This is a genomic window from Janthinobacterium sp. GW822-FHT07A03 (assembly GCF_058798815.1).
This window is the reverse complement of record NZ_JBXAKW010000008.1, coordinates 104,773-117,405: the sequence shown is the minus strand read 5'-3', so window position 1 is coordinate 117,405 and position 12,633 is coordinate 104,773. Positions and strand designations below refer to the sequence as shown.

At 63.5% G+C, this 12,633-nt stretch carries 11 protein-coding genes; 2 read left to right on the top strand and 9 right to left on the bottom strand.

What is annotated here, in order from left to right; genetic code table 11:
- Position 1: 1 nt before the first annotated feature.
- The 6 genes from AC1RJW_RS22265 to AC1RJW_RS22240 all read right to left on the bottom strand — a co-directional run bounded on the left by AC1RJW_RS22265 (position 2) and on the right by AC1RJW_RS22240 (position 8,805).
- Positions 2–976: an HlyD family secretion protein gene (locus AC1RJW_RS22265; protein ID WP_493046897.1), complete on the bottom strand. Its 975-nt coding sequence runs from the start codon at positions 974–976 to the stop codon at positions 2–4.
- Between the two features lie 2 nt (positions 977–978).
- Positions 979–2,406: a TolC family protein gene (locus tag AC1RJW_RS22260; RefSeq protein ID WP_493046896.1), complete on the bottom strand. Its 1,428-nt coding sequence runs from the start codon at positions 2,404–2,406 to the stop codon at positions 979–981.
- A gap of 177 nt (positions 2,407–2,583) precedes the next feature.
- On the bottom strand, positions 2,584–4,194 hold the full coding sequence (locus AC1RJW_RS22255; RefSeq protein WP_070289784.1) for a bifunctional aspartate transaminase/aspartate 4-decarboxylase: 1,611 nt from the start codon (positions 4,192–4,194) through the stop codon (positions 2,584–2,586).
- Positions 4,195–4,263: 69 nt separating this feature from the next.
- A complete protein-coding gene (aspT, locus tag AC1RJW_RS22250; RefSeq protein WP_493046895.1) occupies positions 4,264–5,952 on the bottom strand; it encodes an aspartate-alanine antiporter in 1,689 nt (562 codons plus the stop codon).
- A gap of 56 nt (positions 5,953–6,008) precedes the next feature.
- Complete coding sequence (gene aspT, locus AC1RJW_RS22245) at positions 6,009–7,691, bottom strand: aspartate-alanine antiporter (protein ID WP_493046894.1); 1,683 nt, start codon at positions 7,689–7,691, stop codon at positions 6,009–6,011.
- A 250-nt stretch (positions 7,692–7,941) separates the two neighbouring features.
- The gene (locus AC1RJW_RS22240) at positions 7,942–8,805 is read right to left on the bottom strand and encodes a substrate-binding periplasmic protein (protein ID WP_493046893.1); all 864 of its coding nucleotides are present in this window, start codon (positions 8,803–8,805) and stop codon (positions 7,942–7,944) included.
- A 249-nt stretch (positions 8,806–9,054) separates the two neighbouring features.
- Between AC1RJW_RS22240 and AC1RJW_RS22235 the strand changes: the two genes are divergently transcribed.
- Positions 9,055–9,318: a heavy-metal-associated domain-containing protein gene (locus AC1RJW_RS22235; protein ID WP_077402408.1), complete on the top strand. Its 264-nt coding sequence runs from the start codon at positions 9,055–9,057 to the stop codon at positions 9,316–9,318.
- 25 nt (positions 9,319–9,343) lie between these two features.
- Here AC1RJW_RS22235 and ubiT read toward each other — a convergent pair whose 3' ends face one another.
- The 3 genes from ubiT to ubiU form a co-directional block, all read right to left on the bottom strand.
- Positions 9,344–9,883 (bottom strand): ubiquinone anaerobic biosynthesis accessory factor UbiT, encoded by a 540-nt coding sequence (ubiT, locus tag AC1RJW_RS22230; protein WP_493046892.1) that lies wholly within the window; start codon positions 9,881–9,883, stop codon positions 9,344–9,346.
- Between the two features lie 20 nt (positions 9,884–9,903).
- The gene (gene ubiV, locus AC1RJW_RS22225; protein WP_493046891.1) at positions 9,904–10,800 is read right to left on the bottom strand and encodes a ubiquinone anaerobic biosynthesis protein UbiV; all 897 of its coding nucleotides are present in this window, start codon (positions 10,798–10,800) and stop codon (positions 9,904–9,906) included.
- A 140-nt stretch (positions 10,801–10,940) separates the two neighbouring features.
- Entirely contained in the window at positions 10,941–11,978 is a 1,038-nt protein-coding gene (ubiU, locus tag AC1RJW_RS22220; protein WP_414654798.1) for a ubiquinone anaerobic biosynthesis protein UbiU, read from the bottom strand.
- Between the two features lie 162 nt (positions 11,979–12,140).
- On the opposite strand from ubiU, the gene AC1RJW_RS22215 reads away from it, so the two are divergent.
- The gene (locus AC1RJW_RS22215) at positions 12,141–12,551 is read left to right on the top strand and encodes a hypothetical protein (protein WP_493046890.1); all 411 of its coding nucleotides are present in this window, start codon (positions 12,141–12,143) and stop codon (positions 12,549–12,551) included.
- Positions 12,552–12,633 lie beyond the last annotated feature (82 nt).

Here is a 12,633-nt window from a genome sequence, read left to right as displayed (position 1 = left end):
ATCAGAGCGGTGGAAACACGACCGACATGCCAGGACGCAAACCCTCAACCTTGATGGCGGGGCGCAGGCGGATTTCAAACGTGCGCAAGTCCGTGCCGCCCGGGCGGGCCGCGCGCCACGTGGCGAAATCGGGCAGCACGGCCACGGAACTGACCTTGAAGCTCACTTGCTGCTTCAGGGCCGGCACATTGGCCGTATGCGTGCTGCCCATGGCAAACGCGGCCATTTCATCTTCGCGCACCTGCAGCACGGCCCAGGCGTCATCGAGGTTCACCAAGGTAATTACGGGAAAGCCTTGCGGCGCCAGTTCGCCGGGCTGTATCTGGATCTTGCTGACCTGCCCGGCCACGGGCGCGGCGATCTTCGTTTCCGCCAGGGCAATCTGCGCTTCCGTCAGCACGGCGCCCACCTGGCGCGCCTGGGCGGCGGCGGCCGTTTTGTCTTCCGGACGGGCACCCTTTTGCGCCATATCAAACTGGGCGCGTGCCGCTTGCGCCAACTGGTCGGCGGCGCGCCATTGCGCTTGCGCCTCATCGCGTTTCTGCTGGGCAATCACGCCTTGCTCGTACATATTGTTGACGCGGGTGTACGTGGTCTTGGCGATGGTGGCGCCCGTTTGCGCCCGCTCCCAGTTGGCTTTGGCGGCGGCAATTTCTTCCGGACGCGCCCCCGCTTGCGCCTTTTGCGCCACGGCATCGGCCGCTTGCGTGGCGGCCGTCGCTTGCGCGACCTTGGCATCCACTTCCGGACTCGTCAGCTGGAACAGCAGCTCGCCTTTCGGCACCGTCTGGCCCAGCTTGACGTACAGCTCGCCCACCCTGCCCGGCACTTTCGACGACACATTGACTTCCTGCGCATCCATCTGCCCCTGCAAAGGCAGGCGCTGCGGCTGAAACGCCTGGTACAAGCCCCAGCCGACAAAGCCCAGGACGATGATGGCGGCGACTATGGCCAAGGGTTTTTTGGAGATGCTCATTATTATTTGTCCACAGGTAATTGGATATCGGCCGCGGCGGCCAGGCTGCCCAGGCGCTGCGTCTCGCCCGTCGCTTCCAGCAATTGCGCCAGCCCCATCACATAGTTATAGGCCGTCTGCGCGCGCTGGGTCTCGACCTTGGCGAGGTTCAGGCGCGCGTCGACCACTTCCAGCGACGTCACTTGCCCTTGCTGGAAGGCGACCGTTTGCAAACGGATATTTTCGCGCGCCAGTTCCACCGACGAGGCCGTGGACAGGTACTGGATGCGCGCGTTTTCCAGCGCGCGCCAGTTCTTTTCGATCAGGGTGGGAATGTCGCGCTCGGCCTGGCGCGCCACCACTTCCACGCGCTCCTGGTCCAGCTTGGCGGCGGCGATCATCTTGCCCGTGTTGATGCGGTGCACCAGCGGTACGGACACGACCAGGCCGACAGCCCAGTTCGAGCGCACGAGTTTTTCGCTGCCGCGATTCAAGTTGTAGTTACCGATGGCAAACACGGTGGGCGCGTATTCCTTGCCATGCAGCTTCAAGGCTTGCTCGGCCTGCACGCGCTTGCTGTCGATCTTTTTCCAGTTCGCATTTTCACGCATGCCCGTACTGATGAACGATTGCAAGGTGCCCACCGGCAAGCTGTTGACGAACAATGGCGTGCTGGGCCGCACTTGCGTGTTGACGGCGAGCAAGCGGTCAAGCGCCACCTGGGCGATTTCCTCGTCGCTGCGCGCCTGCGCCTCGTCGCTGCGGGCGCTGTCCAGAGCCACGTCGGCACGCAGGCGTTCCGCGCGCGAAATCAGGCCGCCCTTTTCCAGCCTGGCCGCGTCGCGCTGATGCTGCGTCACGCCGGCCGTCACTTCGGCCCGCACGGCCACCACCCGCTTGGCCAGCAGCAACTGGAAATAGCGCTGCGCCACCAGGGTCGCCAGCTGTTCTTCCGCTTCCGTACGCTCCGCCTGGGCGGCCAGGGTCAGGCTCGATGCGAGGCCCTTGACGGCGTCCAGGCGCCCGCCCGTGTAGATGGGCCACATGCCCAGCAAGCCGAACGAGGTCAGGTCCGTCACCACTTCGCGGTTCAGGGAATTGGGAATGTGCGGCGTGGGCAAGCCGGGAATCGGCGGCAGCACCGATTCGATGCCGCCCACCACGCCGGACAAGCCGCTCGTATCGATACTCAAGTCCGTCGACAGGCGGCCGCGAAACGCCGTCAAGTCGACGGAAGGGCCATCGATATTCGACAGCGCCTCCGCCTTGAGGGTTTTCGCGCGCACGTCGAGCGCGGCGCCCTGCACGGCGCCTGAAGCCGCTGCCGCCTGCTGCAGCGCTTCGCTGAAACTCAAAGGCGCGCCGGCCGGCGTTTGCGCCTGGGCCGGCAGCGCTGGCAGCAATGCCGCCAGCGCGCCGGCGAGTAATAAATGTCCTTGCAATCTGCCCATGTAGCGTCCAGTCAATGAATGAGGGGAAAGCACGGGGTTGCCATGTTTATACTTTCACAATAGCAATTATATCCACGGATGTCTATTCCAGCCTGCACTATTGGTTACTACGGCTGGCATGCAAAAACGGGCGCCTCTTGCGGGGCGCCCGTTTTATTCAGGGAAACGGCTGGCGGCTTACTTCTTCGCCTTCTTGCCGCCCTTCTCCTTTTCCTTTTCAAACACGGCAAAGAACTCGGACGCCATGCTGCGGATGGCGCGGCCGATATTCGCGTAGTCGTATTCGTTCAGGTTGGCCAGCGAGACGCGGCCGGACGGATGCGTGGTGCCGAAGCCGCGGCCCGGCAGCAGGATGACGCCCGTTTCCTCGGCCAGGCGGAACAGCGCTTCGTTCGGTTTCAGCTTTTTCAGCAGCCACTGCGAAAACTCCACGCCATGCATCTGCGCGGCCAGCGATTCCATGTCCAGCAGGTGGTAGTAGCGCACGGAATTGGCGTCGTGCACCATCGGCAAGCCCAGTTCGCGGTACAGCGCTTCCTTGCGGCGCAGCACGATGCGCTTCATCGACTGCTTGTACTTTTGCTCTTCATCCATCAGCGAGAACAGCGAGAACAAAGTCATCTGCGCCTGCACGGGCGTGGACAGGCCGGCCGTGTGGTTCAGCGCCACGGTGCGGCTGTCGGCCACCAGGCGGTCGATGAATTTCAGCTGGCGCGGCTCCGTCGTGATGGAGTGATAACGCGCATCCAGCTGTTTCTTGATGGTTTCCGGCAACTTGGCGATCTTGTCATCGAGCACATTGTTCTCATGCGTGGCCACCACGCCCATGCGCCAGCCCGTCGCGCCGAAGTATTTCGAGAACGAATACACGAGGATGGTGTTGAACGGGCAGATGGCGAACAGCGAGACGAAATTGTCGGCAAAGGTGCCGTACACGTCATCGGTCAAGATGATCAGGTCCGGACGCTTCTTGATGATCTTGGCGATGTATTCCAGGGTCTCGTCGTCGATCTTGACGGAAGGCGGATTGCTGGGGTTGACGAGGAAGAAAGCTTTCACTTTCGGGTCCAGCAGCTTGTCCAGCTCTTTCTTTGTGAATTGCCAATTGTTCGATTGCGGCGCATCAATGTGGACGGTGTTCAGTTTGTAATCATTGAGCTGAGGAATCTCGATGTACGGCGTGAAGATCGGCATGCCCAGGGCGATCGTGTCGCCTTCCTGGATGATGTGGTTCGATTTCAGGCTGGCAAACAGGTAGGTCATGGCCGCCGTGCCGCCTTCGACCGCGTACATGTCGAAATTGCCGACGAAGGGATGGTCGCCGATCATTTCGCGGTGGATATACTGGCCGACGATTTTCTCGGACAGGCGCAGCATGCGGTCCGGCACGGGATAGTTGCAGCCGAGGATGGCTTCGCACATCTCATAGATGAAATCGCCCGCGCTCAAGCCCAGCTGGTCACGCACATACGACACGGCCGCCTCGATGAAATGCACGCCCGGGTTGCCTTCGTGTTTGCGCACGAAGATTTCAAAGCGCGCCTCGATGCCCTCGCGCGTGGGAAAGCCGCCCACGTCGTCCATGTACACATACGAGCGCTCCGCTTCCGTCATGGCGAACTGGCCGAACTGGAAGAAACCGTGGCGCGGCGTGGTGGCCAGGAAATTCGGGTTGCCGCGGCCCGCGTTCAGCATCAGGCGGTTGCTTTGCTTGGCCGTCTGGATCAGCGCATCCTTCAATTCGAAGGGGCTCAACAGGGCGAGTTTGCTTGGGTTACTGAAATCCATTTTTGCTACTCCTTATCAGACTGATAATTTCGAGGGTTCTTGCAAAGGTTCTTGCACATACATGCAGACTCAGACAAAGGCCACAATCAGCGGCCCCAGCAAGGTCAGGAAAACGTTGGCCAAGGCATACGTGATGGCGAACGGTACGGTGGGAATCGAGTTTTGCGCCGCGTTCAGCACTTCGCCGAACGCGGGATTGGCGCTGCGCGAGCCGGACAAGGCGCCCGCGAACACGGCTACGTTGTCATAACGCAAGATGTAACGGCCGATCAGCATGGTCAGAATCATCGGCAGGATGGTCACCACGACGCCCACGCCGAACAGCGTCAGGCCGTGTTCGCGCACGGTTTGCACGGCTTGCAGGCCCGACGTGAGGCCGACGACGGCGACGAAGCCGGCCAGGCCCAGATCCTTGAGGATTTGCACGGCGCCGCTGGGCATGTAGCCAAACGTCTGGCGCTTGGCGCGGAACCAGCCGAAGACCAGGCCCGACAGCAGCACGCCGCCGCCGCTGCCCAGGGTCAGCGGAATCGAGCCGATGCGCGCCACCAGCAAGCCCACCAGCAAACCGACGACGAGGCCGGCGCCCATGTAGACGAAATCCGTCTTGGCGCTCGGCACGATCATGTAGCCCACTTCGGCCGCCACGCGCTTGACGTCCTGCTCGGCGCCATAGATGGTCACCACGTCGCCCGTCTGCACCACGGTTTCCGGTTGCATGGGCAATATCTTGCCCATGCGGCTCAGCTGCACGACAAAGATGCCGTGACGCACGCCCGGTGCCGTCGCGCTGCGGATTTCGCCCACCGTCTTGTTGTGGTAAGCCTTGTTGGTCAGCACCATGTCGCGGCGCTGCATCACCAGCTCCATGCCTTCGACGGCAAGCAATTCCTTGCCCAGCTGGGAAGAGACGCTGAGCATCGCTTCGCGGCGGCCCACCAGCAGCACGATGTCGTCGGCCGCCAGCACCAGGTCCGGGCTGACGTCGATGATCTGGCCATTGCGTTTCACGCGCTCGATGGTGATGGCCGTGTTCGGATTGGCGCTTTCGATGTCCGCCACGGAGCGCCCGGCACCGGGACCCACGTCGTAGATGCGGCCGATCAGGTCAGGCACGGCCGGCGTCTGGCCCGGCCCCAGTACCTGCACGCCCGCCTGCAGCGCCGTTTCCGCCTTGATCGCATCTTCGCGGATGGTGCGTTTCATGAGCTTAGGCAAGATATTGACGCAGACGATGATGGCGCCAAACGAGCCGAACACATAGGTGACGGCATAGCCGACGGCCACGTTGCCCTGCAAACGCGCCACCTCGTCGGCCGCCAGGCCCAGCTTGGTGATCGCGTCGCCGGCCGTGCCGATGATGGCCGACTGCGTCAAGCCGCCCGCCGCCACGCCGGCCGCCAGGCCCTTGTCCAGGCCGAACACCTTGGCCAGGATGACCACCGTCAGCAGCGCCGTCACGGCCAGCACGACGGCCAGGATGATTTCGCGCACGGACTGGCGCCCCAGGGAATTGAAGAACTGCGGCCCGCTTTCATAGCCGACCGCGTAGATGAACAGGGCAAACAGCACCGACTTGACGCCGGGATCGATGGCCACGCCTACCTGGCTGACGAGTACCGCCACCAGCAGTGAACCGGCGACCCCGCCCAGCTGGAACGAGCCGAACTTGATCTTGCCGATGTAGTAGCCCACTGCCAGGGAGAGAAACAAGGCAATTTCGGGCGACTTCTTGAATAACTCATGCAACCATTCCATGCGGACCGCCTTTCGTGTTGAAGGAATTCTTTACTGCCTGTGCTCTTGCAAGCTGCTCATGCGTGGACCGAGCCGGCCAGGGCCACGATGAGCGGCCCCAGCAGGGGCAGCACCACGTTCGAGATCGCATACGTGATCGTGTAGCCCAGCAAGGGCGTGGAATTGCCGGCCGCGTTCTGCACGGCCGACAAGGCCGGCGTGCTGCACTGCTGGCCAGCGATGGCGCCCAGCAGCACGGGCGCTTCCAGCTTGAGGAAAAAGTGGCCTACCAGCAACGACAGCGAAGCGGGGATGACGGCGATCAATACGCCCATCAGCGGCAGCGACAGGCCGTACTGGCGGATCAGCTCGATCGCCTGCGGCCCGGAGGCCAGGCCCACGCAAGCGATGAAGGTGGCCAGGCCGATATCCTTCATCATGTCGAGCGCGCTGGGGTGGATGCCCGGCATGCCCGGCTTTCGCGCCTGGTACCAGCCGAACACGAGGCCCGTCAGCAAGGCGCCGCCGCCCGTGCCCAGCGAAAACGGAATGCCGCCCAGCCTGGCAGTAAAACCGCCGATATACACACCGAGCACGATGCCGATGCTGGCATAGACGATATTGCTGCGGTCGCCAGTGGGCACGCGCTTGCCGATGGCGGCCAGCGCCGTGTTCAGTTCGCGTCCTTCCGTCGTGCCGTACAGGCGCAGCACGTCGTCGCGCTGCAGGGCCAGGTCGGGCAAGGGGGGCATGCTGTGCTCGCCACGGACGACGGCCGCCACGTGCACACCGGTGGGCAAGGCCAGCTGGCGCAAGGGCTGGCCCACCAGCGCGGCTTGCTGCAGTACCACTTCGACGGCGGAGACGGCCATGTTCAAGCCCGTCGTATCGGCAAATTCCTCGCCCAGGATGGCTTCGGCCGCCACCAGCGCGGGACGGTGGCCAATCACCAGCACTTCGTCGTTATTGCGCAAACGCAATGTGGGTTCCAAAGACAAGACCTTGCCATGCCGGCGCACGCGCGTGATGCTGGCGCGGCCCGCAAAAATATGCTGCAAGGCATCGAGACGGCGCCCCGCGCCGCGGCTGATGCGGTAGGCGCGGCCCACCATTTCCGGCGTGGCCTGCACCCCATCGCCATCGGTTTGCGCGCCGCCCATCTTTTCCCATAATTTGTCCGCTTCCTCGCGCAGGTTGACGCGCAACAACAGCGGAAAAATCTGGCTGGTGACGATGACGATGGCGATCAGGCCGAAGATGTAGGTGATGGAATACGCAGTGACCACATTGGCTTGCAGCTCGGCGATGCGTGCCGCCGGCAAGGCCAGCTTCGAGATGGCGTCCGTGGCCGTGCCGACGACGGCCGATTCCGTCGCCGCGCCCGCCATCATGCCGGCCGCCGTGCCCTGGTCCAGGCCCAGGAAGCGCGTGGCCAGCAGCACCAGGGCCAGCACCACCACGACTTCGATCAGGCAGAGTATGCCCAGACGCAAGCCCTTGGCATTCAGGTTGGCAAAGAACTGGGGACCGCCCGCATAGCCGAGGGCAAAGATAAACAGCATGAAGAAAACGTTCTTGACGCTGGCGTCCAGCGTGATGCCCAGCTGGCCGATCAGCAGCGCGGCGATCAGGGTGCCGCACACGCCGCCGAGCTGGATGGGACCGAAGCGTATCTGCCCTACCGCGTAGCCCAGGGCCAGTGCCAGGAACAAGGCCAATTCTGGAACCTGGTGCAATACCGACGCGATCGAATCGAGCATGGGCAAACCTTCGAAAAGAGACGGTTGGTTACCCGTTCTCGGGCTGGCAGGCGCTGGCGGTTGAACGGGCGGACAGGGTCCCGCGCAGCATCAGCCATGGAGGCCCGTGCCGGGGAAATGTTGTTACGAGGAATCATATTCGGTGAAAAATTTACAAGTGTCAACAGGTGTTCTGTTGAACTCGCCTTGCGTTTCATCAAACATCCTGCGCACGATTGGAGCACCTGTTTGACACCGATCAACAAAACCACTAGTAATGTTTTGGACGATACCAAAGTACCTTGCGCGCCAGCGGCGTCTCCTCCGGCAAGTCGGGATTGACCAGCTCCAGCACGTACCGCTGGGACAGCTTCAGACCGTCCGCCAGGCGACCGAAATGGCGCTGGAACAGCTGCGCGAAACTGCCATCGGCCAGCATGGCTTCCAATCCCGTTTCAATGTGGCGGGCCAGTTCCGGCCGGTGCTTGCCGACAAAAAAGTACAGCGCGGCCGGGTAGCGGATGACCAGGTGGGCATCGAGCGCCAGCGGCAATTGCGCATGGCTGGCCAGCTCGCTTTGCGCCTCGATCACGGAACGGGGAAAGTAGTCGATACGCCCCGCCGCCAGTTGCTGGAACAGGCCTTCGTAGGTGCTCGAGGTGTCGAGGCGCAAGCCATTCGCCTGCAGGATGGCGGAGTCGGGCCAGTCGCGCATCTGGCCGGCCGACAGCCGCGCCAGGGCAGCGATGCTGCGCACGCCCCGTAACAGCTGCGGCTGGCGCGCCTGGATCAGGGCCACGCGCCAGCCGATCAGGCCGCGATCGATAGGGATGCGTATCGGCAACAATTGCGTTTCGCGCGCGCGGCTCGTCATGGCCCAGACGACATCGACGCTGCCCGATGCCATGGCGATTTCCTGCATGGCGCGCGTCTGCACCATGCGCAGTTCGGAACGGCGCAAGGCATACGCCTGGCCCGACCGCGCCAGCGCCTGTTGCAGCAAGGCCGTCACATAGCCTTGCTGCGGATCATCGAACGCCTGGTGGCGCGGATACACGAGCGGCAGCGGCGTGCCGGCGGCCGCAGCGCCCAACGGCCACAGGGCGGCAAGCTTGAGCAGGGGGCGGCGCTGCATGGCCCCTCCTTTCCAGTGCGTTCATCAGCATTCTTATCAGAATGACAGTATCGCGCAGCAGAGCGCGCTTGTCGACTGGATTATGGAAACTGTGTACAAAACAACAGCAGTTTCAGGCCGGACTGGAGGGGTAAGAATTAATCCAGATCAATAAAACCGCAAATAGAAAATAAATCTTGCGTGCGGCTCTGGACGGCAAGCGGGCCCCTCGCCTACGCTGTTTTTTTATCTGAAAAACAAGAGGAACCCATGCAGACAGCGCGCTTGAATATTATTGGAATGGATCACGAAGGCTGCGCCGACAGATTGACGGGCGCACTTGAGGCGGTCACGGGCGTGGCCACCGTCTGCGTCTCGCTGGCGCGCCACGGCGCCACGGTGCAATTCGACGAACGGCTGGCCACGCAGGAACGCTTGCTGGCCGCCGTCAACGACGCCGGCTTCATGGGCGAGGCGACGGATGAAGAACAGCTGGCCTCGTGCAGCGGCGCCTGCGGCCACTGCCGCCACTGAACGCCTGCTGCCGCCCACTCCCCGCTCAGCCTTCCCGCGCGCCCCGGTCGCGCAGATGCGCGAGCACGCGGCGCGGCCCCAGCGCCTGCAGGTCGAATGGCGGCAATTCGATGGCATCGAGCGTATTCTTGAACAGCAAGCCCAGTTCCGTATCGCCTTCCAGGCTCAGGCGGCGGCTGAAGAACAGGGTGTCCGGATCTTCCTGGCGCCGCGCCAGCAGCATCAGATCATGCACGCTGGCGGCGATGCACAGGTCCGGCACGTCGACATAGCGTTCCGCCACGAACACCGTGCCCTGCCACTCGAAATCGAAGGCGATGCCCGCATCGAGCAGGCGCAAGCGCAGGCTGCGCCCTTCCAGGCTGCAGCGCACGTCATCCGGCAATTGCGGCGCCAGCAGGCGGTTCAAGCCTTGCACGAACAGCCACGAGGCGGGATATGGCGGCAGCTTGGACAGCAATTCGGCCAGCGCTTCGGGCAGCCGGTACGACATGGCGGGCTTGCTCATGCCGGGCTTGGCCGGGGCCGGGGCCGGGACGGGCAATCTTTCCAGTTGATCTTGCATGGTGCTTCCTTTCGAGGCGTTCAATGGGCGGCGTGCTGTTCCATGCCGGGCTGGCCGTACCAGTAGCCGTCGCAGGCGCCGGCAGGCTGGCAGGCCGCCAGCTGGGCCTGGGCGCCGATGCCGCTGACCTGGCCGCGCCGGGCGCGGTCGAAGATGGCGATGACCTGTTCCGTATGCATGGCCTGCGGGCTGATGCGCGCCACCGTCACACCCATGTCGCGCATGGCATCGAGTTCGCGCACCAGGTTGTAGACGAGCGCCGACTGCGTCTGCGTGCCATTCAGCACAAGGAAGGGCACTTCGTCGCGCGTGCGCAGCAGCAGGCCGTCCGGCTCTTCCAGGCAGCTGTAGCCACAATCGTCCTTCGGCAGGTTGCGGTTGCGCGCCGTGAAGCAGCGCGCGGAAAACGCCAGCGGCATGCGGCCGTAGGCGAATACTTCCGTCTCCAGCCCTTCCGGTTTCTGGCGCTGCATCTCGGCCAGCGCCGTCTGCCCCATTTCCAGCGGCATCACCCAGCGCCGCGCACCGAGGCGCGCCAGCAGCTGCAGGCTGGGACCATTGAACAGGTTCAAATGGGGACCGGCGACGAAGGACGCGCCCTTTTCCATGCAGTGCACGGCGCCCATGTCGTTGGCCTCGACGCCGTAGCGGCCGTTGCCCGTGATGCGGCGCAAAGTCGCCAGTTCGGCGCCCGCCTCGATCAGCGCCTGCGTCGACAGCACCACTTCCTTGCCGGCGGCGGCCAGCATGTCGGCGATATCGAGCCAGTCGGCCAGGCGCAGCTCATGCCGGCGCGAGCACACGGTTTCGCCCAGGTACACGATATCGACGGCGGTGCCGGCGATCTGCTGGTAAAACTCGAAAACGGTGTTGCGCGGCCAGTAGTACAGCAAGGGACCCAAAGAGAGTTTTAGCATGCCTTTTCCAATATTTTTTAAGTTACAAAACCGTAGCGAGTGGCTCGCGGCGGGGCCGAGAAGCGCAGCCGTGCTTTAGCACGGGGCCGCCGAGGCGGTGAGCATCGCAGGCCGCGCCCCGGGACGCGCAGTAGGTTTTGCTATTTCCAGGAGCGATGGTAGGCGCCGAGTGTGTGCTGCTGGCCTTCGGCCAGCTTGTCCATGGCCGCCATCCAGCCCGGCTTGACGGCGTAGCGCGCATTGCCTTCGCGGCAGGCGTCGATCGCTTCGCGCCACACGCGCGTCACCTGCGCGACATACGCGGGGCTGCGCTGGCGCCCTTCGATCTTCACGGCGCGCACGCCCATGGCAATCAGCTGCGGCAGCAGCGCCAGCGTATTCAGGCTGGCCGGCTCCTCGATGGCGTAATACTCTTCGTCGTTGACTTCGAAACGCCCCTTGCACAGGGTCGGATAGCTGGCGTTTTCGCCCGGCGCATAGCGGTCGATCAGCACCCCGTTCAGGCGCGATTCGAGGCCGTTCGGCGTTTCCAGCCAGCGCACGGATTTCGCCGGCGAACACACGCCGTGCGTGTTCGGCGCCTCGCCCGTCGCATATGACGACAACGCGCAGCGTCCCTCGACCATCACGCACAGGCTGCCGAAGCCGAACACCTCGATCTCGACTTCCGTCTTGGCGATCAATTGCTCGACCTGCGCCATCGACAGCACGCGCGGCAGCACGGCACGGGCGATGCCGAAGTGTTCGTGATAAAAATTGATGGCTTCGTAATTCGTCGCCGAGCCCTGCACGGACAAATGCAGGCGCAGCTGCGGGTGGTGCTGCGCCGCGTAGGCCATCAGGCCCGGATCGGCCACGATCATTGCGTCGATGCCGGCTTGCGCGGCGCGGTCGATGGCGCTGCGCCACACGGCCCAGTTGTGCGGCTGCGGATAGGTATTCAGCGCCAGCAGCACCTTGCGTCCGTACTGGTGGGCGTAGCGCACGCCTTCGGCGATGGCCTTCTCGTCGAAATTGAGGCCGGCGAAATTGCGCGCATTGGTGGCGTCGCGAAATCCCAGGTATACGGTGTCGGCGCCATTGTCGACGGCCGCTTTCAAGGCAGGCAGGCTGCCGGCGGGGCAGACCAGTTCCAGCGGTCCGGCCACGCGGGTGGCGGTGGTTGATTCAAGCATCATGGTGTTCTCAGTCCTGTATCGGCTCAGGGTGCAGACTATAGCCCCGCCCATGCCGCCCAGTCCTTGACGCAGGTGAAGGAATGCATGCATGGCTGGCGCGCGTTCAACTTGCTTGACCTGGCTGTAAAATGCCCCCCTTTTCTTCGTCTTCGATTGTCCGCCATGCCCCGCAAACCGCTGCTGATCTTCCTGCTCACCCTGTTCCTCACCGTGCTGCAAGTGCAATGGGCCGCGCCCACGGAAGGCTACGACGCCGAGGCACTGTCCATCCTGTCGCCCGAGGTGCTGGGCGCGTATCCGGGCGTGCTGCTGCTGTTCCTGCAAGCCGTCTTTGCGCGCCGCGCCATGCCGGCGCCGCGCCAGGCCGCCATCAGCACGGGCCTGCTGGCCGCCTACTGGCTGCTGGCCAATTACGTCACGTTCGACGCGCGCGTGGCCAGCTGGAGCACCTTCTCGGCGCTGGAAATCTGGATGCACGTGCTGCCCGCGTCCGTCATCAGCATCGCCGTCTGCGCCGCCGCGTACTTTGGCTTGAGCTGCTTCATCCTGCGCCAGGGGCGTGCGAAAACGTAACCAGGATGCTTTTTTCACCTGCATCAAGGATTCGCCACGCAACTGCACGCACCCTTTGACGCCACTATATTTAGTGATTAAT